We start from the raw sequence: 24765 nt of genomic DNA on the forward strand, positions 1-24765 counted from the left end.
ATAGCTTTTTTTTCGGAGCTCCCTTGTCATGAATCCTGCTCAGGACTCTTCCCCTAAACAAACGTCGCCCGAGAGCGAAGCCAGTAGCCGCTTGACCGGTTTTGCATACTGGAGCGTGATCGCGCTGGGCTGTCTGGGCCTGTTGATGGCGATTAACCAGACGTTCAACTTGTCGTTGCTGGGCTTTCAGCCATTGGGCAATGCCTATCTCTACTATCTGATTGGCATTTTTCTGGCTGCGGCATTGATCGTTTTTCCGGCCTGGTCGGGTGCGAAAAGCCGGGTCTCCTGGTATGACTGGCCGCTGGCATTGCTGGCGCTGGGGTCCTGTGCGTATCTGGGCTATCACGGGCTGGTGATGATCCAGCAGGGCTGGGATTTCATGGCACCCACCGAAGCGACGGTCGCGGCGTCCATTTTGCTGGTGCTGGTGCTTGAAGGCGTTCGCCGTTGTGGCGGCTGGCCATTGCTCGGGGTGGCTTTGTTGTTTGGCTGCTATCCGCTGTTTGCGGATTCAATGCCGGGTTTCCTCTGGGGCAACGAGTACAGCCTGGGTGAAACCGTTCGCGCCCACGTGATGGGGGTCGAAAGTATCATCGGCATTCCGATGCAGGTGGTGGCGCAACTGGTCATCGGCTTTGTGGTGTTCGGTTGCGCGCTCACCGTCACTGGCGGTGGCGACTTCTTTATGCAGTTTGCCACGTCGCTGATGGGCAAGAGCCGTGGTGGTCCTGCCAAGGTATCCGTACTCTCAAGCGGTATTCTCGGCAGCCTGTCGGGCAGTGTTATCTCGAACATTCTGACCACGGGGCCGATCACGATCCCGACCATGAAAAAGACCGGCTATCCGGCTCACTACGCCGGTGCGGTTGAAGCCTGCGCCTCAACCGGGGGTACGTTGATGCCGCCGATCATGGGTGCTGTGGCGTTTATCATGGCGTCATTCCTGGGTGTGCCTTACTCGGAAATCATGATTGCGGCCTTTTTGCCGGCCCTGTTGTTCTACCTTGCCCTGCTGTTCCAGGTGGATATCTATGCCGCCAAGAATGGCCTGAAGGGGATGGATCCTGAAGAGATCCCGAACCTCAAAGCGACGCTGAAAGACGGCTGGCCGTACCTGTTCAGCCTGTTCATGCTCATCTACATGTTGCTGTTCATGCGGCTTGAAGCCTACGCCCCTTACTATGCCACGCTGGTGCTGCTGGGTATCTCGCTGTTCAAGCGTAAGTATCGCATGAACTTCAAACGTCTGTTGTCGTTCATGCAGGAACTGACAACGAACGTCGCCAATCTTGTTGCGATACTGGCGGGTATTGGCCTGGTCGTCGGTGGCTTGTCTTATACCGGCGTGGCGGGTGCATTTTCCCGTGAGTTGTTGCTCTACGCTGATGGCAGCATCCCCCTGATGCTCGCGGCCGGTGCGATCACCAGCTTTGTGCTGGGCATGGGGATGACCGTAAGTGCGTGTTACATCTTCCTGTCGATTCTGCTGGCGCCGGCGCTGGTCAGTGCGGGTCTTAATCCGCTGGCGAGCCATTTGTTCATTCTCTACTGGGGCATGATGTCTTACATCACGCCGCCGGTCGCGCTGGCTGCGATCACGGCGTCGGGTATTGCCGGTTCCAGCGCATCCAAGACCGGTGTCTACGCCATGCGACTGGGCGGCATCCTGTTCATTTTGCCGTTCCTGTTTGTGCTGAATCCTGCGCTGATTCTGCAGGGCGATCCGGTCCACATTCTGATTTCCGCCTTCACCGCCGTCACCGCGATCTGGCTGCTGGCTTCGGGTATGGAAGGTTACCTGTATCGGGTTGGCACGCTGAACTGGCCGCTGCGGATGCTGGTGATGGTGGCTGGCGCGATTCTGATTTATCCCGAGTGGATCAGTGATCTGGTGGGCTTCTCTCTGGTGGTCGTGATTTACTTTGGCAACCGGATGCTGAACTCGCCAGGCGCGATTAAATCCGGCTCACAAGTGCGTTCCTGATGGTGGCTCAACGTGATTAATAAAGTATGTGACTCATTGAAATCTGCCGTGGCCGATGTCCACGACGGCGCTGTCGTGATGATCGGCGGCTTTGGCAACTCCGGTATTCCGCTGCAGCTGATCGAGGCGCTGCGCCAACACGGTGCCCGTGACCTGACGATCATCTCCAACAATTCGGGTGTGAGGGAAGAAGGCATCGCCTCGCTGCTGCGTGATGGTCTGGTACGCAAGATCGTGTGTTCGTTTCCCCGGTCCGCCGGTTCTGTCTGGTTTGAGCGGCTATACGAAAAAGGCGAGCTGGAGCTGGAACTGGTGCCACAGGGCACGCTGAGCGAGCGCATTCGCGCTGCAGGCGCAGGGCTGGGCGGCGTTTACACACCGACCGCCTACGGCACCCTGCTGGCGGAAGGCAAGGACACCCGCATTATTGATGGCAAAGGCTATGTGCTGGAGACCGCGCTGCATGCCGATTTTGCCTTTATCAAGGCGTTGACGGCGGATACCTGGGGCAATCTGATCTACAACACCGCCGGGCGTAACTTCAATCCGGTGATGGCATCAGCTGCCAGAATCACGGTCGCCGAAGTCGCGTCGATCGTAGAGGCGGGCGGGTTGAATCCGGAGCACGTGGTAACGCCGGGTATTTTTGTGAACCGTGTGGTGGCCCAGGAGGAACAGCAACATGATGCGGCTTAGCAACGAAGACATGGCGCGTCGTGTCGCGCAGGATATTCCCGATGGCGCCTACGTTAATCTGGGTATCGGTATGCCGACACAGGTGGCGAACTTCGTCTCTGACGACCGGCAGGTGATCTACCACAGCGAGAACGGCATTTTGGGTGTCGGGCCTGCACCGGAGCCGGACAAGATCGATCCGGATCTGATCAATGCGGGCAAGCAATACGTCACCCTGATTCCCGGTGGCTGCTATTTCGATAACTCCGAATCCTTCGCCATGATGCGCGGCGGTCATCTCGATATCGCTGTGCTGGGCGCCTTTCAGGTGTCGGCGACCGGCGATCTGGCCAATTGGGCCACCCTGAGCCAAACCCTTCCACCGGCAGTTGGCGGGGCGATGGATCTGGCAGTGGGTGCACGCCAGCTATTTGTGCTGATGCGGCATAACGCCAAGGATAATGCGCCTAAAATCCTCGAAAAGTGCGTATATCCGTTAACCGGTGCAGGTGTGGTCAAGCGTATTTACACTGATCTGGCGGTCATTGATGTGACTGACGAAGGCCTGCGGGTACGGGAACTCTACGGTGACAATACGCTTGAAGAAGTACAGGCGCTGACCGGCGCCAAGCTGCTGCCACCTTTGCAAGAGCCGTCGGCGCACTGATGCCGCTCGCTGCTTGCCCCTGCAGGAACGTTCGGCCATGACGTCGAACGCTGCCCGGATGCTGACGGTTCGATCGGCACTGGCGTACCTCGCCTTGCTGGCCGGCGTGGCGTTCTTCGTGCCCAATGCCGGTATTCTTGGGGCGGCAGCCGTTATCCTGGCGATTATTCTCGGTTGGCGGGATTTGCGCCGGGTGTCGCGCATTATCTTCAGTTTGTTGATTGCTGCTTTCGTGGCGGCCATCTTCATTGAGCCGACGGCGCTGCTGACGGCTGCCAACAACATGACCCGGCTGACCACGTTGATCATCTCGGTGATGCTGCTGTCGTCCATGCTGGGGCACTCCAAAGACCTGGATACAATCTCCCGCAGTCTTTTTGCCGGCAAGCCCCTGGCGCGTTATTACAGTATTGCCTTTGGTACCGCGTTTCTGTCGGTGCCGCTCAACTTCGGTTCTGTTGGCGTGGTGGCGACCATGATCCGTGGCGAAATCACCCGTCGCGGCGATACCGCCATGACCCAGAACGCCTCCCGTGGTGCTTTGCGTGGCTTCGGGGCATCGCCCATCAGTTCGCCTCTGTCGATCTCCATTGTGCTGACAGTGACGCTGTTGCCGGGCCTTCACAGTTGGCAGCTGATTGCCGTCAGCTTTCCTGTTGCGGTGTTGTATCTGCTGAGTGGTGCGCTGTTCCGGACCCCGGAACCTGCACTGGCGCGGCCGGACGATTTCAAACCCTCAGGTCCGATGCCATGGCTGCGCTTCGCCGGCATTATCGGCGCAATCTGCATCAGCACTATGCTGCTGAGCACGCTGGCGGGTCTCAGCTATTCGCGCGCGGTGGCGTTCAGTTGTCTCGGCGCGGTGGCTGTTGGTCTGGTTATGCGTCGGCTTGAGGGAAGCAAAATCAGTCTGCCCACTATGGCGCCGGTGACCAACGAACTGGTGATTGTCGGCGGTTCCGCTTTTCTTGGCGCGCTGATCAGTGCCTTTGCTCTGCAACTGATGGGCGAGGATTTTACGCTCCACGGCTGGGCTTATCCCGCGACGGCGTTCTGCGTGCCTTTCGTGTTTTACCTCGGTGGCATGGTGGGGCTGAATCCGATTGTGATCGGCACCCTGACCGGTGGCGTGCTGGCGCCAATCTGGCCCTCAGAAGCTTTGCTGGGGCTGGGTGTCGGTATGGTGTCCGGTTGGGGGATTACCACGGCGGGCACACCGCACACCGCCAACTCACTGCTGCTGGAGCGGATTACCGGCTACAGCGCCCATCTGGCGGCGATCCGCTGGAACCTGGTGTTGTCACTGACGTCACTGACCTGCACGGGGCTGCTGGCGGCGGGGCTCACCGCCGGGCTGCGGATGCTCTAGAGACTCTCTTCGCGTAACAGGCAGGAGAGGGCCCGGTACTCGGGCTGCTCCAGGTCAGGTTACGAGGCGCCAACTCGCTGTTTGCTTTGCTACTATCGAAGGAACCGGACGCGTCGCTGATGTTCACCATCGCGACTCAAGCGATCCTGCCGAATGTGCCCGTAAAGGAACAGCGAACAATGGACGATATGGAATACGCCGGTTTCGGCGTTCGTTTTGGTGCCGTGATTATCGATACGGTGATTCTGCTGGTGGTGATGGCGGTGTCCTTGTCACTGATCTACGGCGAGGATTACTGGATGGGAACCCAGGTCGTGCACGGGGTCTGGGATGTGCTGCTGAGCTATGTGCTGCCGGTCGTTGCGACCATCTGGTTCTGGCGCCGGTTTCTGGGCACCCCGGGCAAGATGATGCTCAAGTTGCGGGTGGTGGATGCCCGCACCGGCGACCGGATGTCAGTTGGACAGTCGATCGGTCGCTACCTTGCCTATTTCGTGTCGACGATTCCGTTCTGCCTGGGCTTTATCTGGGTGGCTTTCGACAGCCGCAAGCAGGGCTGGCATGACAAGCTGGCGGGCACGGTGGTGGTGCGTGACAAACGGGTTCAGCCTGTTCAGTTTGAGCAAAAGCCGTAACCGTCTGAACTACTGGTCGCTCAGGCGTACCAGCACGTAAAAATTGTCCGCGGTGCCTTGGCCGTCGTCATGACTGATCATGCCGACCGTCAGCCACTGATTCAGTGGCGCGGTGATTGCGGTATCGAAGCTGTTACTGCCATCGGGTGTTTCCCGGGAAAAGTTGAAATCCAGCCGATGAGGCTCGTCGTTGGACGGCTTCAGGGAGTAGGTGATTTGCTCGCTGCCGCTACGGACAATACCCGAATCGTCGGCCGCCACGGCGATATCAATCGCCTGGGCGCTGTCCAGAAAAACCGGTGACGGGGTTGGTTGATTTGCTGAGATAGGCGATGTTGAAAGCCCATAGCGGATCTCGAGTGTCAGGGGCTTCGCTTTGCGCAGGTTTTGTTCCAGCTCACTTGCCTGCTGGGCAAATGCGGGCTCGCTTGCAGCAACACCGGTGACCAGACAGCCTGCCATCATGGCGATGGCCGCGATCATACTTTTCCTTTTCACAGATCGTCCTCCCTGAACTCTGTTTTTCACTATTTTAGGTTCGTCCGGTGCGCTCCAGCCGCCGCAACACCCACGTTCGGTAGAGCCACGACAATACTGGCCGGATCACCGGCAGACTGATCAGCCAGGCCAGCGGTTTCAGGCGGGGCACGCGGGCCATCAGCAGAATATAGGCATCCAGCTCCCGATGAATTCTGCCTTGCCGATCCTGCACGTGCAGTTCCCTGAGCGCAGCGTCCGGGTCAATGCCGATGTCACGAAGGTGATCGTCCTGACCGGTGATGTCGAACCAGGACACCGCATCGCGCCGGTCGCCGGCCCACTGCTCGTAACGCCGACGGTCCGCTCTGCAGCGCGGGCAGGCGCCATCATAGAAAACGGTAATTGGGCTATCTGCCGACATCATCCCACCTCCTTCACAATCCAGTGAAACCGGTTAGATATTGGCAGTATGGAACGAACGCGCTCAGGCCATCAAGCTGAACGACGACGCCGAAGCAGTATCACCAACGCCAGTGCCGCCAGCGAACCGACGCAAATCGAGAAGATGATGCCGGTGGTTTGCAGGCTGGTCAGGCTGGCCATCACACCGATACCCACCACTGGTAGCGAGATGGCGACATAGACCACGATGAAGAACGTTGAGGTAACAGCCGCCCGCTCGTTTGCCGGGCTGGCGCTGGCAATTGCCCCCATCCCGGCACGGAAGGATATCCCGTGACCCATGCCGGCGATGATGGCCCCCACCATGAAAGCCGGTAGCGACTGAAGGTAGATGCCCAAAGCGACGGGCAGCATACCAACCACCAGTGTGGCGCAGCCCAACGGCAGGCGCAGGGCGATGGGCAGTTTGTCCTGCAGGAACTGACCGATAGTGGAGGCAATGAAAATACTACCGGCCACGACGCCGATCAGCAGCCGGTTATCGTAGCCCAGCACCTTACCCATCATCGCCGGTGCAATGGACGTGAAAAACCCGCACACCGCGAAACCGGCAAAACCCGCAATTGCCGCCGGAATAAACACACTGCGGACTTCCGGCGGTACGTTAAGGCGCTGCAGTGACAGTTTCGGGCGGGCCGGTTTCGCAACGGTTTCCGGAGCGAGCCAGACGCAGGTAGTGGCGAGTACAGCCAATCCCATATGCACCAGATAGGACAGGATCAATGGTGCCGGCAGGTACTGAGACAAGGCGCCGGCCAGCATCGGGCCCAGGCCCAGCCCGCCCATATTGGCGGCAGTCGCAAAAAAGGTCGCCCGCTGACGCCAGTGGGGTGGTGCCAGTTCGATCACCGCAACCGTGGCAGTGCCGGTAAATATTCCGGCGGAAATGCCGGACAGCACCCGACCCACCAGAATCATCGTCAGCCCGTCTGCCTGCCAGAATACGATGTCGCTGATGACCGAACACACCAGTCCGGCGAGCAGCAGCGGCCGACGGCCCAGCTGATCGGACCAGCGCCCAGTGACGATCAGTGCGCCGATAACCCCTACCGCATAAGCCGCGAAGATGATCGTAATCATCAATTGGGAGAAACCGAACCTGTCCTGATAAATCGGGTACAGCGGTGTCGGCATGGTGGTGCCGATCATGGTGACGCTGAAGGCGAGCGCAACACCGAAGAAGAGCAGGAGCGCCGGTAAGCGGCGCGAGTCGGATGACGGCATAATCAGATCCAGTAAGCAGTGCAGACGAAAAGGCGGACGACGCAAATGATCACGCGCCATCCTAAAGCCTGTACTCGGTGAGACCCAGCGAAGAATTGCCCGGGGTCATGTCGCCCGTTGCCCTAGCCTGGAGTTTCCTCGCTACCGATAGCCTGATCCGGCGTTTCCCTTGGCGGGACCGGCGCAAAGTAGCCCACCACCAAAAGCAGGCCACCTACTGTCAGAAACGCGATGATGCGGGCGATGGTGCCGGTGCCGGACATATCGACGGTGAATAGTTTCAGCACCACCACAGCCATCAGTGCGCCGCCGACCAGCCACAGGGGCCGCCAGCCGCGGCGTGTGGCCAGCAGCATGGTGACAAGACCGATCACACTCCACAGGATGCTCAGCCCGCTCTGAACGGCGAACGAAGCCAGCATCGGCTCGAACCGGAAGGGAATATCCAGCGTGAAGTGAAACGCTCGCAGCAGGGCCGCATTGATCCACAAGAACGCCAGTGCTCCCGGCAGGCCGTAGGCCAGTTGACGATCGGTGATCAGCGTTGGGTCATGCCGGTGCAGCCAGCGGAAGATCAACCAGATAGCTGCGAGGTTGGTCAGGTCCAGCGGGTTCAGCAGTGGCAGATAAGGTATCGCGCCGGACGACCCCGGTGCCTGCAGATTGCTGATCACCATCCAGAGCGCCAGCAAACCCACCAGAATACGGGGCAGCAGGGTGTTCATTGCTGCGGCGTGACGCTGGAACGGCCAACTCAGATGCTTCAGCCGCTGGATGGCCTCGAGCGCCAGCGCGAAGGTCAAGCCCCAGGCTGAGATGGCCCAGAGACCGGCACTGAGAGGTTGGCTGAGTTGCCAGCCGATGGACACCGTCAATAGCAGCGCACTGGCAACATGGAGAGCGCCGAGCGGGTAACCTGGCTGTCTGTCGAGATAGCGCAAAGCACCGTACCAACCCGCCCAGGCGGCGGGGAATATCAGCCAGCCATAATGCGCCAGCAATGGTTCGTCACGTATCACATAAACCACCAGCGTGAAGCCGATGATGGGCAGCAGTAACAGCACCGGCTGGGTCAGCGGCGCCCAATTCACGCGACGGTGAAGGGCAATCAGCGGTAACAGCACAACCAGCGCCAGCAGCAGCGACAGGCTGCCTTTCAGACCCTCTGCGACAAAGTGATCAATCTCGCCAAATCCGAATCCCAATAACGTCAGGGTTGCCGCCCATAGCAACATCCGCTGTGCCACGGGCGCGACAGCGATGCTGTCACTGAAACGATTCCGGTGGGCTGATATCGCCATCCACAAACACAACCCGGCGACGATAAGGGCCGACAGCATGTTGAAGTTGATCAGCAGGGTGTTCGCAAGAGAGTACCTGTGGAGCAGCAACATCAGGAGCAGACCAGCCCCTGCCGTGACCAGTCCGAGAATGAACGGCGCTATTGCGCGGTAACGTTTCACCGCCAGCCAGCAGGCAATGCCGGTGAGTGCGACCAGCACTTCCACCAGCAGCAACTCCGCCAATCCGTTGAAGTGATTGTCGATATCCCGCAGCCCACCGCCCAACCACCAGATATAGCCCCACACCAGCAGCGCACGGGCGCCAAATTTTTGTTCCGGCAGCGTCAGCTTGTCCCGGTGGCGGTGATACAGATGCGCGGCATAACACGCGGCGCCTGCCAGCAGCACTGAGCCGATAAAGTCGGCGTTGAACACAAACGTTGTGGGCCAGCTGGCGGGTGACTCATCCCAATAGAAGACGGCCGCGACCAGCATCAACCCGAGCCCGCTCAGCCGCGGTAACAGATGGCCCTGACGCAGCCCGACCCAGATCAGCGCGGCACCTTCTGCTGCCCAGACGGCGGACGTTACGCGACCGTCAAAGGCCAGCGGAATCGCCAGGGTCAGAAAGGCAATCGCCAGCGCAATGTAGGATTCGCACAGCAGCCCAAGCCCGGCGCGATGACGGACGAACCGGGCCAGCGCCAGATAGATCGCACCCACGGCCGCACTGGACCAGGCCATCATGTAGGGCACTGAGGTGTAATCGTCGAGCAATTGCGATTGCAACCCCATAAAGGCCACGGGTGTGCCGAACACCAGCGTGCCGTCCACCAGACCCTTGAGCGCTGGCGGTTGTTTCATCGCAAACAGCAGGGCGATCAGGGTGTAAAGCAAAAAGAAGCCTACCAGGAAGGGCTCCACCGAATTGAAAAATGCGGCCTGATAAAACTGCGCGCCCCAGACCGTGCCAATGCCGAAGGTGAAGACGAAACCCAACCAGTTGAGAAAGCGCCAGCTCCGGTAAAAGGCGATCAGCGCGATGCCCAGGTTCAGCACCAGATAATAGGAAAACAGGCTGATGTAATCGCCGGAACCGGACGACGCCAGCACCGGTGCCAGAAAGCCCCCGGTGACGCCCACGGCGGCGAGCCAGACGGCGTTCTGAATCACCGCCAGCGCAGCCGTGCTCACGACGACTAGCAACAATAGGCTGAAGGCTGTTGTGGGTGTCAGCAGCTGATGGAGTTGGAAGGCTGCAAAGATGGCCAGGTAGATCAGCCCGGTCGCGCCGCCTTGCATCACCAGCCCATAAGCTGCATTTTTGCGCCTGAGCCGCCAGCCGAGAACCAGCATCACCAGCGCAGCAGCCAGTATGCCGGCATAGCGAAGTTCCAGCGGCACCACCACCTTTTCGGCGGCGTACTTCAGCAGAAAAGCCACGCCGAAGAACAGAATGAGGATACCGACCCGCACCATCAGGTTGCCGCCGGTGAAGTAACTAACCACCCATTGGCGGGCCTTGTCGAACACCGTATCCAGCCAGCCTTCAACAGCCGATTTTGGCGCCGGCTTCAGGGGCTCGGGTGTAGCTCTCCAGGCGTTTTCGACCGGTTCCGGATGAAGTTCCAGCTCGAGCGACACGTCTTCTGCTTCTACTTCTGCTTCGGCGCTGGCGGCGGGCGGGCTCTCGGCAGCGGGCGTGGCTTCCCGTGTTGCCAGCGTCTCGGGTGCCGGCGCCGCAGCAGATGCGGTTTCAATCGGAGTGGTGTCAGCCTGTCGGGCGCTTGCCAACTCGGTCGTCAGCGCCTGAATCTGATCGTTCTGGCGGCTGACTTTCTGTTGCAGGCGGACGACTGACGCCGCAATCCAACCCAGTGCACCACCTGTGACAAGGCCTGAAACTGACTCGGCTATTCCGCCGAGAATGATGGCGCCGGCCACCGTAAAGAGAACATAAAGCATCAATGGAGAATCCTGCCTTCCTTGACATGGGGAGAGAGTATCGAGCGGAGGCGCGGGCATGCCGGGCGCCCGCTAACCGGGTCATCATTTGTGGCCGAGCGTTTGTCTCATGATACCAGCAGCGAGCCGGTTCCCATCTTGATCACATTGCCGCCGATGCGGCAGGCCACTTCGCGGCTGGCATGTTTGTCGAATTCCACATGTAGCACGCTCTTGCGGGTGTTAAGGCTACCGCGATCGATAGAAAAGGTATGGGTGCCTTCAGCAGTGTGCTGTTGTTCTGCCAGGTAGGCGATGAACTCTGGCATCACGTTGCCGATTGGCGGGAAGACGTCCCGGGCAAGATCGGGGCTCACCAGCCGACCATGAAAATCCGATGACCCGGTGATCGAGCCAGGTGCAAACAGCAACAAGTGGGTCGCGTAAATTTCGGACATCAACTCTTTCCAGTGCTCCGCATGCAGGCTGGCGTCGAGCACGTGCTGGGCTTTGGTAAACGGCACAACAAGCGTCGGCTGATCAACACTGACCATCAGGGGTTTGTATTTGCTGAATGTGATGTGCTTTTCGTCAACGCTGAGCGCTTTGGCAATGCGGCTCACATCCGGTGTGTATCGATCAACCGTGGGGGTCAGGATGCGAGAGAACTGGATGGTACTCGGAGCGGTGTCGGACTTGTCGATAAAGCTGTGAATCAGCTGGTCGTTCTGGGCGATATCGAAGGATAAATAGCTGCCCCTGTCCGTCACCAGCCCCATTTCAGTGGCAACGTATGAGGCGGCCAGAATGGTATGGGCTCCGAACAGGGTTTTACCTTTGGCGTTGTAGACGCTGACAGCGCTTTTGCCCTGATCATCGGCGTCGACAAAAACGGTCTCGGTTTGCTGAAACTCGCCGGCTATTGACAATTTGTCATCATCAGACAGCCCATTGCGGCCATCCACAACCGGAATCTGCGTGCCCTGAAAAGGGGCGTCAGCAAACACATCCAAAAGAGAATAATCCAGCGCCATGACACATCACCTTTGTTGTTTCTGTTTTCAGCGGTTCAATCGAAAAGCGAGATAGGACTTTACCGCAATATACGATGATTGCAGGGCTTTTACACGCCTGAACACGCTCGCAGCCGCAGGGGCGATGATCGGGTTAAGGAACCTTCATCCGGGTTTAATCTGCCCAGGGTTGAATGCAGCGCCGAACCCTTCATATTTAAAGGTATAAGCCAGAAGGAGAAGTCGTATGAAACCGAAAGCACTTATCCTGTCTATCGCGCTGGCCTCATCGTTGGCCTCCCCGTTGGTCCTGGCCGGTGATTATGGCGGCGGCAGTGTGACGCCTCAGGCCGAGCGTGAGAGCAACACCCACAATCCGGGGACAGCCCAAAAGCAGGGCTCACTCAGTTCTTCCCTGTTTGAACAGCTGGATACAGACGGCAATGGTGTACTTAGTGGCGACGAGCTGAATGCCTACGGCGATACTGCTGCAGGCCAGCAGAAGGACAAGAATCAGTCCCTGCTGAACGCTCACGACGCCAACGACGACGGCACCATCACCCGTAAAGAATTTGAACAGACGCGAGAGGCCGATCACTAACCGGCGCCTCAGCCAAGCGTTCAGATGCCGGTATTATTCGGCGCAAAAGCAAGGCTACCGGACCTGAAGAGGAGCCGGGCATTTAGCACATTCAACATCGCAACCGACTTTATTTATACGTCAACCATTAGCGAGGTAGCAGAATGTCGAGCCAAGAGCATAAACAGAAAATCTGGAACCTGATCAAACCCATCAAGACGGGCATGTTGGCCACACTGCACGGCGAAGAACTGCGTGCCCGTCCCATGCACCTGGTGCAGGACAGGTATGACGGCACCCTGTGGTTTTTCACCGATCTGGAATCTGAGAAGGCCTTTGAAGTCGAACAGGACCGGGATGTCTGTATTACCTTTGCGGATTCCCACAAAGACACCTATGTCTCAATGACTGGTGTCGCCCGCCTGACGTCTGACAAGGCATTGGTCGAGGAATTCTGGAATCCGTTTGTTGCCGCCTGGTTTCCCGAGGGCAAAGGGGCGCCCAACGTTGGCCTGATCGAGGTGAAGATCAACAAGGGCGAACACTGGAACAGCGACAGCAGTCAAATGGTCCAGTTCTTCAAAATGGCCAAAGCTAACGCAAAAGATGAAACGCCGGATATCGGCGAGCATGAGAAGTTCGGTACCTGAGGCAAGGCCGAACGACCTCAGATAGAGATAACCGGGAAGATCAAAGGAGTAGCCAGTTTGGCTGCTCCTTTTTTATGCGCTTGCAGTCAGTGCGGGACGGTTTTCAGGCCAGCACACCGTGGTAATATAGCGCCTCTGGCAGATTAACACGCAAGTCACTGTCATGGCCCTGAAACCCGGGGAGACGCTGATCCGGCTCTCCCCTCAGTGCATGGCGTGTCTGCATCGCCGTGCAAAGGAGCATAGCGATGACAAACGTCTGGATACGCCAGCCTCTGGCGATTTACACCGGTAACGAGCAGGATGCCCGCGGCGGCATCGTAATCAGCGACAACCGCATTGTGGAGCTGGTACCCGACCGTGGCCACCCACAAACTCCGGTGGATCTGTTATTTGATGCCAGCCAGCAGGTACTCATTCCCGGCCTGATCAATACCCATCACCACTTCTACCAGACCCTGACTCGCGCCTGCCCCCCGGCCCTGAACAAGAAGCTGTTTCCCTGGTTACAGACCCTTTATCCGATCTGGGCAAAACTGACGCCGGAGGCACTGCGGGCGGCAACCGAGCTGGCCATGGTTGAGCTGCTGCTATCGGGCTGCACAACGGTGTCGGATCATCACTATTTGTTTCCTGGCGGGCTCGAAGATGCCATTGATATTCAGGCCGATGTGGCGCTGAAGCTGGGCATGCGGGCGACGCTGACGCGCGGTTCCATGAGTTTGAGTACGGATGATGGCGGGCTGCCGCCGCCCAGTGTCGTACAGACCGAAAAGGCCATTCTGGAGGACAGCGAACGGCTGATTCGCCGCTACCATCAAAGGGATGCTCATGGCCTTCTGGAAGTGGCGCTGGCGCCCTGCTCGCCGTTTTCAGTGACGCCGGGCATCATGCGAGCGAGCGCCGAACTAGCCGGCCGCTACGATGTCGGGCTTCACACCCATCTTGCCGAGACCAATGACGAGAATGCCTTCTGCTTGAAGCAGTTTGGCCAGCGCCCGCTGGATTATCTCGAGAGTGTCGGCTGGCTGCACGATCGCACCTGGCTGGCCCACGGTATCCATTTCAATGACGAGGAGGTGGCGCGGTTGGGGCAGGCGGGTACCGGTATTTGCCATTGCCCGTCCTCCAACATGGTATTGGCGTCGGGCATTTGCCGGGTCAGGGAGTTGCAGCAAGCCGGCGCGCCGGTGGGGCTGGGTGTCGATGGCAGTGCCTCCAACGATCACAGCAACCTGATGCAGGAAGTGCGTCAGGCGATGCTGATCCAGCGGCTGCGTTATGAAGCTGACGAATTCACCCATACCGATGCCCTGTCGATGGCCACCAAAGGCTCGGCACAATTGCTCAGACGTCCGGATATCGGCGAGCTGGCGGTCGGTAAACGGGCTGACCTGGCCTTGTTCAAACTGGATGAACCCCGCTTCAGCGGCGCCCATGATCCGCTGGCGGCGCTGGTGCTCTGCGGTGCCAGCCAGGCGGATGCAGTAATGGTAAACGGCGAGTGGAGAGTGCGGGACAAACGATGGCTGGGCGGTGATCTCAATGAACTCATGGCCCGCCACCGTGAAGCCTCGAAAACACTCTACAGCGCGTGAAAGCGGTGCACCGGCCGAGGCTTTATTCCGGGAACGCGTCGAATCGCTCAGCCTCTTGCGCCTGGTCATACCAGGCGGCGCGCTCGGGCCAGAAAATATGACTCCGGGGTGTCATATCCGGTGTCTGGTTGAGGGATCCGGCGGGCACCACCAGAGCCTGACCACTTTGTGATACATAAGGCACAGGCGAGCCACATTTCGTGCAAAAGGCGTTCGATATAGTGCGGCCGGGCAAGTCGTATCGCACGATATGCGCCTGGCCGCTCAACCACTCAATATTGTCTGGAGCGGTAAACAGGTTGGATGCGTGTGCCGAGCCTGTGGCCTTCTGGCATTGGCTGCAATGGCACAGATGGAACTGCTGAAAGTCATTGGCGAGCTTGAATGTCACCTCACCGCAAAGACAGTTGCCGGTTATTTCCGCCATCGAACACCTCCTTGAATGAATCCGGGGCATAAAGAAACACTAGCGCCGGATTGGGTCGGTGTGAAGTCCCTTTCGACAGAGCCTGTATCGAGCCCGCGACCGCACTTTAGCGATCGCGAACCAAAAAAAGCCCCGGTAACCATCTTGGTTTCCGGGGCTTTTGTTTTCAGGCGATGGCGTTAATCAGGCCGCCGCTTCTTCGTCTTCTGATACCGAGTTGCGGATCAGGAAGTCGAAGGCACTCAGTGATGCTTTGGAGCCTTCGCCCATGGCAATCACGATCTGCTTGTATGGCACTGTGGTCGCGTCACCGGCTGCAAATACGCCGGGGATGGAGGTTTCGCCGCGGGCATCGATTTCGATTTCGCCGCGGGGGCTCAGTGCCAGGTCGCTGTCCTTCAACCACTCGGTGTTGGGTACCAGGCCGATCTGCACGAACACACCTTCCAGCTCGACATGCTTGATCTCGTCGTTGGTCCGGTCTTTGTACGTCAGGCCGTTTACCCGTCCGTCAGCACCGGTCACCTCGGTGGTCTGGGCCGACACGATGATGTCGACGTTCTTCAGGCTGCGTAACTTCTTCTGCAGCACTGCATCGGCACGCATCTGGCTGTCGAATTCAACCAGCGTGACGTGGCTGACGATACCGGCCAGATCGATCGCGGCTTCAACACCTGAGTTACCGCCGCCGATGACCGCAACGCGTTTGCCCTTGAACAGCGGACCGTCGCAGTGCGGGCAGTAGGCGACGCCTTTGTTGCGGTATTCTTCTTCCCCGGGCACGCCCATCTGGCGCCAGCGTGCACCGGTCGACAGGATCAGGCTGCGGGCTTTTAGCGAGGCACCGTTGGCCAGCTGGATCTCGTGCGGCAGACCGGGTTTGGACGCCGGGATCAGCTTCTCGGCGCGCTGGAGGTTCATGATGTCCACGCCGTACTCCTTGACGTGCTCCTCAAGCGCCGCTGTCAGTTTGGGGCCTTCGGTGTAGGGCACTGAGATAAAGTTCTCGATACCCATAGTGTCGACCACCTGACCACCAAAACGCTCGGCAGCGACACCGGTGCTGATGCCTTTACGGGCTGCGTAGATCGCGGCCGAGGCGCCGGCAGGGCCACCGCCAACAACCAGCACGTCGAACACGTCTTTGGTTTTCAGCTTTTCGGCTTCCCGGGCTTCAGCGCCGGTATCCACTTTGGCAAGAATTTGTTCAAGGCTCATGCGGCCCTGGGCGAAAGGCTTGCCATTAAGGAAGACACTGGGAACCGCCATGACTTCACGCTGTTCGACTTCGTCCTGAAACAATGCGCCGTCGATGGCAACGTGCTTGATGTTGGAGTTCAGCACGCTCATCAGGTTCAGGGCCTGCACCACGTCCGGGCAGTTCTGGCACGACAGCGAGAAGAAGGTTTCAAACGTGAACTCGCCTTCCAGATCTTCGATCTGTTTGATGACGTCCTGGGCTGCTTTGGACGGGTGACCGCCAACCTGCAGCAGGGCGAGCACCAGCGAGGTGAACTCGTGTCCCATGGGAATACCGGCGAAACGTACACCGATATCCGTACCTGTGCGCTGGATAGCAAAAGAAGGCCTGCGCACATCGGAGTCATCATCACGGCGCAGCGTAATGTGCGCCGACAGGGACGCGATCTCTTGCAGCAGCTCATCCAGCTCCTGTGACTTCTCCCGGTCATCCAGTGCCGCGACCAGTTCGATCGGCTGCGTCACCTTTTCGAGATAAGCTTTTAGTTGATCCTTAAGATTGGCGTCCAACATGATAATGATTCCCCTGCGACTAAATTTGGGTCGAGCGTCACCCTGAGCCCGGCAAAGCCGAACACGGAGTGACAGTCAAATAAGAGGGTGTTGCAGCGAACCCGGGATTCCGGGTTCGCGATGCCGGCTTAGATTTTGCCGACAAGGTCCAGAGAAGGAGACAGTGTTTTCTCGCCTTCCTTCCACTTGGCTGGGCAAACTTCACCCGGGTGAGCAGCAACGTACTGGGCTGCTTTTACTTTGCGCAGCAGTTCGCTTGCATCACGGCCGATACCACCGGCGTTCACTTCAACGATCTGAATTTTGCCTTCAGGATCGATAACGAAGGTGCCGCGATCAGCAACGCCGTCTTCTTCGATCATCACGTCAAAGTTGCGGCTGATAGTGCCAGTCGGGTCGCCTACCATGGTGTAGTTGATCTTGCCGATGGCCTCTGAAGTGTCGTGCCATGCCTTGTGTGCAAAGTGAGTGTCGGTAGACACACTGTAGATTTCCACGCCCAGCTTCTGGAATTCGTCGTAGTTGTCGGCCAGGTCTTCCAGCTCGGTCGGGCACACGAAGGTGAAGTCAGCAGGATAGAAGAAAACAACAGACCACTTGCCTTTCAGGCTGGCATCGGTCACTTCCAGGAAATCACCTGCTTTGAATGCTTGCGCTTTAAATGGCTTAACTTCTGTGTTGATCAGGGACATTCGCAATGACTCCTTACAAGTTGGTTGAGGCACTCAAGATAATGCCTTTCGATCGTTTGTTTAAATTGATTATTCATAACCAATCAATAGGTGCTGCCTATTTGTTGCCAGACACCACCCAGGTGCCCGTTTAACGGGACTTTCAGAGCGTGTTGCACGGACCTGCGGCCCTGTGGCGCTCAGCAATCGCGAGTCAGCATAAAGCTGATTGATGACGCGCGGGTGTCGGTAAATCAATAGCCTTTTCCAAAGGCTCTCTATGATATGGGTCGCGGGTGTCGGTTTATCAAGAGCCGTTGCCCATAAGGAGGTGATCGACCCGCAGCCTGCCGATACACTGTGCTTCGCTTTGTCTCTCACCAGGAGAAATTCATGCCTTTGCGCCTGCTGCGCTGGACCCGAGCTGTCGTGACTGAAACGACGTTGGTATACCTGACACTGCTAAAAATTCTGGTGCCTGCGCTGATTGTCGTGAAGGCACTGGAGATGGCGGGTTTTACCCAATGGCTGGGTACGCTGCTTGCGCCCGTCATGGGGTTGATGGGGTTACCCGAGGCGCTCAGCATTGTCTGGGCGGCAACCCTGCTGACCAACATCTACACCGGGATGGTGGTGTTCTTCAGTGTGGCAGCAGACCAGCCGCTGACCGTTGCCCAGATCACCATTCTGGGCACCTTGATGGTGATCGGTCACTCCCTGCCGGTCGAAGGTGCGGTGGCGCGCAAAGCGGGTGTGCCCTGGTGGCTGACGATCGTCTTGCGGATTGGCGGGGGCTTGTTGGTCGGTTGGACGCTCAGCCTGATTTATACGTCAACAAACTGGTTACAGCAGCCGAACGCCATGTTGTGGCAACCCGAGCCTCAGCAAAGTGGCCTGGTGGCGTGGGGGCTTGAGCAGCTGAAAATGCTGATCACGATTTACCTGGTGATCCTGTCGCTGATTGCCCTATTGAAAATTTTGCGAACACTGGGGATCGAGCGGCTGCTGCACATAGTGCTGTTTCCGTTACTGCGCCTGTTGGGGATTGGTCGCAAGGCGGCGAATACCACCATAATCGGGATTACCCTTGGCCTTAGCTTCGGTGCAGGTCTGCTGATTCGGGATATTGAATCCGGAACGATGAGCCGCCGCGATGCGATGTTGACGCTCTGTTTTCTCGGGCTGTGCCACAGCCTGATCGAAGACACGCTGCTGGTGATGCTGCTGGGGGCCGATCTTTCCGGGATTCTCTGGGCAAGGCTTCTGTTTGCATTCATTGCCGTTGGCCTGCTGGCACGTCTGCCACTGGCTATCAACGCGCCGGGCGAGAAGGCGTCGGCTGAGGCTTCGTCTGGCTCGAAACGCTAATCACCTCGCATGATTTCGAACGCGCGGACCACATAGCCTGACAGGGCTTCCACTACCTCGTTACGATGCGCCCCGCTGCGCATCTCGATCTGATAGTGACCCAGCGATGGCAGCCCCGCTGATGTCGCCACCTGGCGGATAGGTTTGCGGATCAGCCCCAGCGGAAAGGGTGCTATAGCCAGATCCGCTTCCATTGCAGCCTGCTGCCCGGCGCAGTGCTCGCTGGTATAGGCGATCCGGTACGTCAGCCCCGCCCGATCCAATGCTGCCAGTGCCGTGCTGCGCCAGGCACAACCGGGGCTGGCAAATGCAATCGGCAGAGGGTGACGCTCCAGAGCGGTGCCTCCATCCCGCTCGGCCCAGACCAGCGGCTCGGTATGCACCACAGTGCCGTCTGCGGTCTTGTCGTCAGCGCTGCCGGCGGTGATCAGCACCAGATCCAGTTCGCCATCATCAAGCCGCTTGAGCAGTGTCTGGCTGCTACTGACCACGACATCTACCTCCACGGCGGGGTAGGAGCGGGCAAAGTCTGCCAACACGCCTGGCAGGATGCGCGTACCGATGTCGTCAGGTGTGCCGAACCGGACGGTGCCCGCCAGGCTGGGCTTCAGAAACTCCGACACCGCCTCATCATTCAGTTTCAGCAAACGGCGGCTGTACCGCAGCAGCGTCTCGCCCGCCGGGGTCAGGGTCACACGCCTTGCCTCCCGCAGGAAAAGCGGTTGGCCCAGCATCTCCTCCAGTTTCTTGATCTGCATACTCACCGCTGATGTGGTGCGGAAAACCTGCCGCGCAGCGCGACTGAAGCTGGCGGTCTCGGCGATCGCCACAAATGTGCGCAGCACGTCAGTCTCCAGAAGCGGCAGTGATTGCGGTGGAATAAGGGGTGCGGTTGAGCCCATAGCGTTGCAGTCAGTTAAGTAAAATTGAACAGTAAGTGTAGTTTATTTCGTTTGAATGAACAAAGAGAGCGGCGCAACCTGCAAGTCGAGGTCAGTAATGACGCTGACCTGCAACGTCCAGATGCAGGAGACTTGCGATGACCAGGCACTCGCTCGATCAATCAGAACGTCACGGGTCCACACATGAACCATGTAATTCCCGGGACAGGCCTGAACCGGCCATGCCCGACTTCTTTATGCCCGCAATGCCACCACTCCAGCTGACCGAAGCACTGGATCGCTGGTTGAAACGGTGGCTTCGCCGTCGCCGGTTTCGTCGACTGCTGGTGCTTGAAGATTGGCAGTTGAAAGTGCTCGGCGTGGCGAGAGGCGATTTGATCTGGGCGGCTCGCCAACCGTTGAAAGAAGATGCATTCGATGTGCTGCGTTCACGTCGGCAGAAAGAGCGTGAGCCGACGGCTAATCAATCCTGACGTCATGGCTGTTTGGCTTAATTAACGAACGGGGACATCGGGTTGCACCGGGTTACGTGATGATAATTTTATATTCAGGTGATAAATATTCGCCACGAAACGCGTCTGACCGGTAATCGTCATCGTCGCTGTAGGCCTTGCTGTTGCTGGATCAGGCGTTCGCCACAGGTTTTGACCTGAACGCGGTTACGAACACTTCGCTGCCGCTAGCGGCTGTTCGCTCCAGGGGCTGGCTGGACTAATCGCTTCTCGAGGCATACAACATATAAGGCAGTATTGACGATCAACTGCCGCATACCCCGCTACCCAGTGTTCTGGATCACGCGCCCGTTTCGCGGGAGGGGATGTTGTATCGCCGTTGATCACGCATTCGAGAAAGATAGCTCCGAACTGACAACAAGGAGATCTGACGATGACGAGTAAAGATCGCAAGCCAACCACGACCGATGCCGGTATTCCGGTAGCCAGTGACGAACACTCACTCTCCGTCGGCCCGAATGGTCCACTTCTGCTGCACGATCATTATCTGATTGAGCAGATGGCGACATTCAACCGGGAGCGCATTCCCGAGCGCCAGCCCCACGCGAAGGGCGGCGGTGCGTTTGGTCACTTCGAAGTGACCGACGATGTCAGCCAGTACACCAAAGCCAAGGTGTTTCAGCCCGGTACCAAAACCGATGTACTGATGCGCTTTTCAACCGTTGCCGGTGAACGGGGCAGCCCTGACACCTGGCGCGATCCGCGGGGTTTTTCTGTCAAGTTCTACACCAGTGAAGGCAACTACGACATGGTGGGGAACAACACGCCGGTATTCTTCATCCGTGACCCGATGAAGTTCCAGCACTTCATTCGCTCGCAAAAGCGCCGGGCTGACACCAACTTGCGCGATCACGACATGCAGTGGGATTTCTGGTCGCTGTCACCGGAATCGTCGCATCAGGTGACCTGGCTGATGGGGGATCGGGGCATTCCGAAAACCTGGCGCCACATGAACGGCTATTCCAGCCATACCTACATGTGGGTGAATGCGCAGGGCGAGAAATTCTGGGTTAAATACCACTTCCATACTGACCAGGGTATTGAGTGCCTTACCCAAGCCGAAGCGGACAAGCTGGCGGGCGAAGACGGCGATTATCATACCCGGGATCTTTATGAGGCGCTTAAGCGTGGGGATCATCCGAGCTGGACCCTGTACATGCAGATCATGCCGTTCCAGGATGCCGAAACCTATCGGTTTAACCCGTTTGATCTCACCAAAGTCTGGCCACACAGCGATTACCCGCTGATCAAAGTCGGCAAGCTGACGCTTGATCGCAACCCCACCGACTACCACACCGAGATCGAGCAGGCCGCATTCGAGCCCAACAATCTGGTGCCCGGTATTGGCATTAGTCCGGACAAAATGCTGATCGGTCGAGTGTTCTCCTATGCCGATGCGCACCGTGCGAGGTTGGGGGTGAACTACAAGCAGATCCCGGTCAACCGGCCGCAGTCACCGGTGCATAGCTACAGCAAAGACGGCGCGATGCGGATGGATAATGTCACCGACCCGGTCTATGCGCCCAATTCCAAAGGCGGCCCAAGTGCGGATGGTGAGCGCTATCCCACCGATTCTACCTGGGAAGCCAGCGGCGATATGGTGAGGGCAGCCTATTCGCTGCACAAGGAAGATGACGACTTCGGACAGGCCAACACCCTGATCAACGAGGTAATGGACGATGCCGCCCGCGATCGTCTGGTCGACAACATCGTTGGCCATGTCAAAGGCGGTGTTGAAGAGCCGGTGTTGTCACGGGTATTCGAATACTGGAAGAACATCGACAAAACCATCGGTGACCGCGTTGAGAAAGGAGTAAAAGGCGACTAAGTACCCATTCCGCGACCCAACCGCAGTGTGCTTGTCCGGTGACTATCAAGGTCGCTGGGCAGGCCCTGCGGTTTTTTTGGCTCTGGAATCTTTGACTGCTGGTACGTGCTAATCCCTTTTATTCAGCTTGTTCAAGGCCTGTGACAAACTGTTGAGCAGTGACTGGTTTTCGGTGACGACATTGTTGATCTCGCGGGCGGAATCGCTGGCTTTTGATGCCAGATTGCGCACTTCATCGGCAACGACTGAGAAACCGCGACCGGCTTCTCCTGCCCGCGCCGCTTCAATGGCGGCATTAAGTGCCAGCAGATTGGTCTGTTCTGCGATAGCGTTGATGCTGGATACCATTTTGTTGATGTTCTCACCCGATGTGATCAGTTCACCCATGACCTTGTCGCTGGTCTGAACGACTGCCAGCCGTTCGGTGATGTCTGCGCCATACATGATCACTTTCTGCAACTCGCCATAGGGGTCGCGAATGGAGGCAAAGGTTGCCGCAATGCCAATATCGCGGCCGTGCACCGGAATCAGGATATCGCGAACAATACTCTCGCCTTTGATCAGACTCTCGCGCTGCTCGGCACTTAAATAGGTATCCCAGCGTTTTATCGCGGTCTTGAAATCCTGTGTCGGAACTTTGAGCTCCCGGTCCGGATAATCGTTGATCTCGATAAGGGCTCCATTTTTGTCCCACTCGACATGCAGGTTGGAATGGCTGATGGTTGCGAACCGGGTTTCGAACTCAAGCGCCGTCGTTTTAACCCGGGTGATATCCGCGAGAATCGCAATAAAGCCCTGGTGCTCGCCGCCAGGCCCGGTAACCGGGTTGCTGGTGATTGACACCCAGATTGATGAGTCGTCCTTGCGGTGAATCTGGATCTCATCATAGAAGGCTCTTGGGGCATCAAGTTCAGCTTCGATTCGCTGCCGGGTTTCTGGATTGGTATGGGGGCCGACCAGAAAATCACGGGTGCGCCCACCGAGCACCTCATCCATATGAAAACCGGTCATCAGCGTGAAGCCCCTGTTGACGTACTGGACTTCCCGCTGGGGGTTGGTGATGACAACGGCGTTGTCGGTTTCATTTGCCACCATGGATAGCAGCCGGAACTCGGCCCGCTGAGTCACTTCATTGGTAATGTCGCTGGCAAATTTGACGATCTTCAGCACTTTGCCATCGGGGCTTTTGATGGGATTGTAAGTGGCATGAATCCACACCTCCTTGCCTCCCTTCGCCAGCCGTTTGTACTCGGCCGTCTGATACTCACCACGTCGTAACCGTTCCCAGAAGACACGGTAAGCGTCGTTGTTGGCATCGGCTCTGGTCACGAATAGTCGGTGATGCTGGCCCACCACTTCATCCAGCCGGTAGCCCATTAACCCGAGGAAGTTATCGTTGGCATAGAGAATGCGGCCTTCCAGATCAAACTCGATGACCGCCTCGGCACGGTGAATCGCCTGTAGCTGGGACTCAATATCGGCTTTGGCCAGAACCTGTTCGGTCACATCGGATGCGAACTTGATAATGCGCTGTACCTTGCCGCGCTCGACGATGGGGGTGTAAGACGCCTGAATCCAGATTTCCCGACCGTCTTTGCCGATACGTTTAAACTCGGCGGTTTGTGGCGTGCCCTGTCGCAAACTCTCCCAGAACTTTTTGTAGCGCTCGCTATCGGCTTCGCCGGGTTCAACGAACATTCTGTGGTGCTTGCCGACAACCTCGTGCAGCTGATAGCCCAGCAGGTTCAGGAAGTTTGCGTTGGCCGTTTGAATCGTGCCGTCCAGCGCAAACTGAATAACCGCCTGGGTTTCATTGATGGCACGCACAATGCTGTCAGAACTCGAACTCTTTCCGAACATGGGCTTGATTCTCCGTCCCGGATACAACACTTCCCTGTCACTGTAGCCAATATCCTCGAAGCCGCTAGGGTTAGGGGATTAGTGTGGGTTGCGCAGCTTGTTGCCGGTTTTATAGAACCTGATACAAATGTAAACTTGTGATCGGTTGATACCGTACGACAAGGCCTGCTCAAGCTATTAGTTATCTATCTATACTTGTTCAGTCTTTGCGATTCCGCCACTGCGTTCTGTTATTTCCTGTCAAATATCGCGGCGGGTTTGTGCAGACAGTGTTTCCGGATTACTGAATAGTAAATCATCAATACGTTGTTCCTGGGAGCCTTCTCCGTGCATGTGTATCTCCTTTTTCTGCTCATGGCTGGCGCCACTGTCCTGAGTCCTGGCCCCGGGGTTGTGATGACCCTGTCCAACGCGCTGCAATTCGGCGCGAGGGGCATTTACAACGTTGAAGTTTATCGGGGCGGCTTATCTGGTGTATTTGGGTATCCGGCTTTGGCGGGCGCCGCCGCTGCAGTTGGAGATCTCGGCAGCAGGCGATGATGGCGGCTTCGGCAAGCGGTTTGTAGAGGGGATCACGATGCAGCTCACCAACCCCAAGGTTGTGCTGTTTTTCCTGTCGATCTTTCCGCAGTTTATTGATCCGTCTGCGAGCTATGCGGCACAGTTTGCCGTGCTCGTGCTTACCTACTGCGTGCTGGTGGTAGGGATTCACCTGATGTATGCGGTGTTCGCCAGGCGCGCCAAACGCTGGCTGACCTCGGCCCGGGGCGGCCGGATCATGAACCGGGCCGCGGGCACGACGTTTTTCTTTTTTGGCGGAGTGCTGGCAACGGCATCGCGTTAACGAGCCGTGGTGG

At 57.8% G+C, this 24765-nt stretch carries 21 protein-coding genes and 1 pseudogene; 12 read left to right on the plus strand and 10 right to left on the minus strand.

Translation table 11 applies throughout. The features are described from left to right. Positions 1–28: 28 nt before the first annotated feature. The 5 genes from ACUN9X_RS03015 to ACUN9X_RS03035 all read left to right on the plus strand — a co-directional run bounded on the left by ACUN9X_RS03015 (position 29) and on the right by ACUN9X_RS03035 (position 5333). On the plus strand, positions 29–1987 hold the full coding sequence (locus ACUN9X_RS03015) for a TRAP transporter permease (protein ID WP_445472147.1): 1959 nt from the start codon (positions 29–31) through the stop codon (positions 1985–1987). 12 nt (positions 1988–1999) lie between these two features. Next, positions 2000–2683 carry a 3-oxoacid CoA-transferase subunit A gene (locus ACUN9X_RS03020; RefSeq protein WP_260038747.1) on the plus strand — a complete coding sequence of 228 codons (684 nt, stop codon included), beginning with the start codon at positions 2000–2002 and terminating at the stop codon, positions 2681–2683. Further along, on the plus strand, positions 2670–3329 hold the full coding sequence (locus ACUN9X_RS03025; protein ID WP_445472148.1) for a 3-oxoacid CoA-transferase subunit B: 660 nt from the start codon (positions 2670–2672) through the stop codon (positions 3327–3329). Before ACUN9X_RS03020 ends, ACUN9X_RS03025 begins: the two co-directional genes overlap by 14 nt. Before the next feature lie 37 nt (positions 3330–3366). Beyond that, positions 3367–4698: a hypothetical protein gene (locus tag ACUN9X_RS03030; RefSeq protein WP_445472149.1), complete on the plus strand. Its 1332-nt coding sequence runs from the start codon at positions 3367–3369 to the stop codon at positions 4696–4698. A gap of 119 nt (positions 4699–4817) precedes the next feature. Beyond that, on the plus strand, positions 4818–5333 hold the full coding sequence (locus ACUN9X_RS03035) for an RDD family protein (protein ID WP_260038743.1): 516 nt from the start codon (positions 4818–4820) through the stop codon (positions 5331–5333). Positions 5334–5342: 9 nt separating this feature from the next. Here ACUN9X_RS03035 and ACUN9X_RS03040 read toward each other — a convergent pair whose 3' ends face one another. From ACUN9X_RS03040 to ACUN9X_RS03060, 5 genes are all read right to left on the minus strand, one after another. After that, complete coding sequence (locus ACUN9X_RS03040; RefSeq protein WP_260038742.1) at positions 5343–5831, minus strand: hypothetical protein; 489 nt, start codon at positions 5829–5831, stop codon at positions 5343–5345. Between the two features lie 34 nt (positions 5832–5865). Next, positions 5866–6237: a thiol-disulfide oxidoreductase DCC family protein gene (locus ACUN9X_RS03045; RefSeq protein ID WP_260038741.1), complete on the minus strand. Its 372-nt coding sequence runs from the start codon at positions 6235–6237 to the stop codon at positions 5866–5868. Between the two features lie 68 nt (positions 6238–6305). Further along, entirely contained in the window at positions 6306–7559 is a 1254-nt protein-coding gene (locus tag ACUN9X_RS03050; RefSeq protein WP_260038740.1) for an MFS transporter, read from the minus strand. Positions 7560–7621: 62 nt separating this feature from the next. Continuing rightward, on the minus strand, positions 7622–10747 hold the full coding sequence (locus ACUN9X_RS03055) for a DUF2339 domain-containing protein (RefSeq protein WP_260038739.1): 3126 nt from the start codon (positions 10745–10747) through the stop codon (positions 7622–7624). Positions 10748–10854: 107 nt separating this feature from the next. Next, a complete protein-coding gene (locus ACUN9X_RS03060; protein WP_260038738.1) occupies positions 10855–11760 on the minus strand; it encodes a PhzF family phenazine biosynthesis protein in 906 nt (301 codons plus the stop codon). 226 nt (positions 11761–11986) lie between these two features. Here ACUN9X_RS03060 and ACUN9X_RS03065 point away from each other — a divergent pair, with 226 nt between their 5' ends. The 3 genes from ACUN9X_RS03065 (at position 11987) to ACUN9X_RS03075 (ending at position 14567) form a co-directional block, all read left to right on the plus strand. Then, positions 11987–12340 (plus strand): EF-hand domain-containing protein, encoded by a 354-nt coding sequence (locus tag ACUN9X_RS03065; protein WP_260038736.1) that lies wholly within the window; start codon positions 11987–11989, stop codon positions 12338–12340. 143 nt (positions 12341–12483) lie between these two features. Continuing rightward, the gene (locus ACUN9X_RS03070) at positions 12484–12969 is read left to right on the plus strand and encodes a pyridoxamine 5'-phosphate oxidase family protein (RefSeq protein WP_260038734.1); all 486 of its coding nucleotides are present in this window, start codon (positions 12484–12486) and stop codon (positions 12967–12969) included. Between the two features lie 248 nt (positions 12970–13217). Next, complete coding sequence (locus ACUN9X_RS03075) at positions 13218–14567, plus strand: 8-oxoguanine deaminase (protein WP_260038732.1); 1350 nt, start codon at positions 13218–13220, stop codon at positions 14565–14567. A 22-nt stretch (positions 14568–14589) separates the two neighbouring features. On the opposite strand, the gene ACUN9X_RS03080 is transcribed toward ACUN9X_RS03075, so the two are convergent. The 3 genes from ACUN9X_RS03080 to ahpC all read right to left on the minus strand — a co-directional run bounded on the left by ACUN9X_RS03080 (position 14590) and on the right by ahpC (position 17459). Then, positions 14590–14994, minus strand: a complete 405-nt coding sequence (locus ACUN9X_RS03080; protein WP_260038730.1) for a GFA family protein — start codon at positions 14992–14994, stop codon at positions 14590–14592. Positions 14995–15177: 183 nt separating this feature from the next. Next, positions 15178–16767, minus strand: a complete 1590-nt coding sequence (ahpF, locus tag ACUN9X_RS03085; protein ID WP_260038729.1) for an alkyl hydroperoxide reductase subunit F — start codon at positions 16765–16767, stop codon at positions 15178–15180. Between the two features lie 128 nt (positions 16768–16895). Further along, a complete protein-coding gene (ahpC, locus tag ACUN9X_RS03090; protein WP_260038728.1) occupies positions 16896–17459 on the minus strand; it encodes an alkyl hydroperoxide reductase subunit C in 564 nt (187 codons plus the stop codon). Between the two features lie 372 nt (positions 17460–17831). Between ahpC and ACUN9X_RS03095 the strand changes: the two genes are divergently transcribed. Further along, a complete protein-coding gene (locus tag ACUN9X_RS03095) occupies positions 17832–18806 on the plus strand; it encodes a nucleoside recognition domain-containing protein (protein ID WP_260038727.1) in 975 nt (324 codons plus the stop codon). Here ACUN9X_RS03095 and ACUN9X_RS03100 read toward each other — a convergent pair. Then, entirely contained in the window at positions 18803–19708 is a 906-nt protein-coding gene (locus ACUN9X_RS03100; RefSeq protein WP_445472150.1) for a LysR substrate-binding domain-containing protein, read from the minus strand. The genes ACUN9X_RS03095 and ACUN9X_RS03100 overlap by 4 nt on opposite strands. Before the next feature lie 221 nt (positions 19709–19929). Here ACUN9X_RS03100 and ACUN9X_RS03105 point away from each other — a divergent pair, with 221 nt between their 5' ends. Beyond that, entirely contained in the window at positions 19930–20181 is a 252-nt protein-coding gene (locus tag ACUN9X_RS03105; protein ID WP_445472151.1) for a hypothetical protein, read from the plus strand. Between the two features lie 412 nt (positions 20182–20593). After that, positions 20594–22048, plus strand: a complete 1455-nt coding sequence (locus ACUN9X_RS03110; RefSeq protein WP_445472152.1) for a catalase — start codon at positions 20594–20596, stop codon at positions 22046–22048. 186 nt (positions 22049–22234) lie between these two features. On the opposite strand, the pseudogene ACUN9X_RS03115 reads toward ACUN9X_RS03110, so the two are convergent. Next, positions 22235–23908: pseudogene (locus ACUN9X_RS03115) on the minus strand (methyl-accepting chemotaxis protein); the annotation flags it as partial. A gap of 445 nt (positions 23909–24353) precedes the next feature. Here ACUN9X_RS03115 and ACUN9X_RS03120 point away from each other — a divergent pair. Then, positions 24354–24752, plus strand: coding sequence for a LysE family translocator (locus tag ACUN9X_RS03120; RefSeq protein WP_445472153.1), 399 nt, complete (start codon positions 24354–24356; stop codon positions 24750–24752). Positions 24753–24765 lie beyond the last annotated feature (13 nt).

The organism is Marinobacter sp. V032, assembly GCF_052645435.1.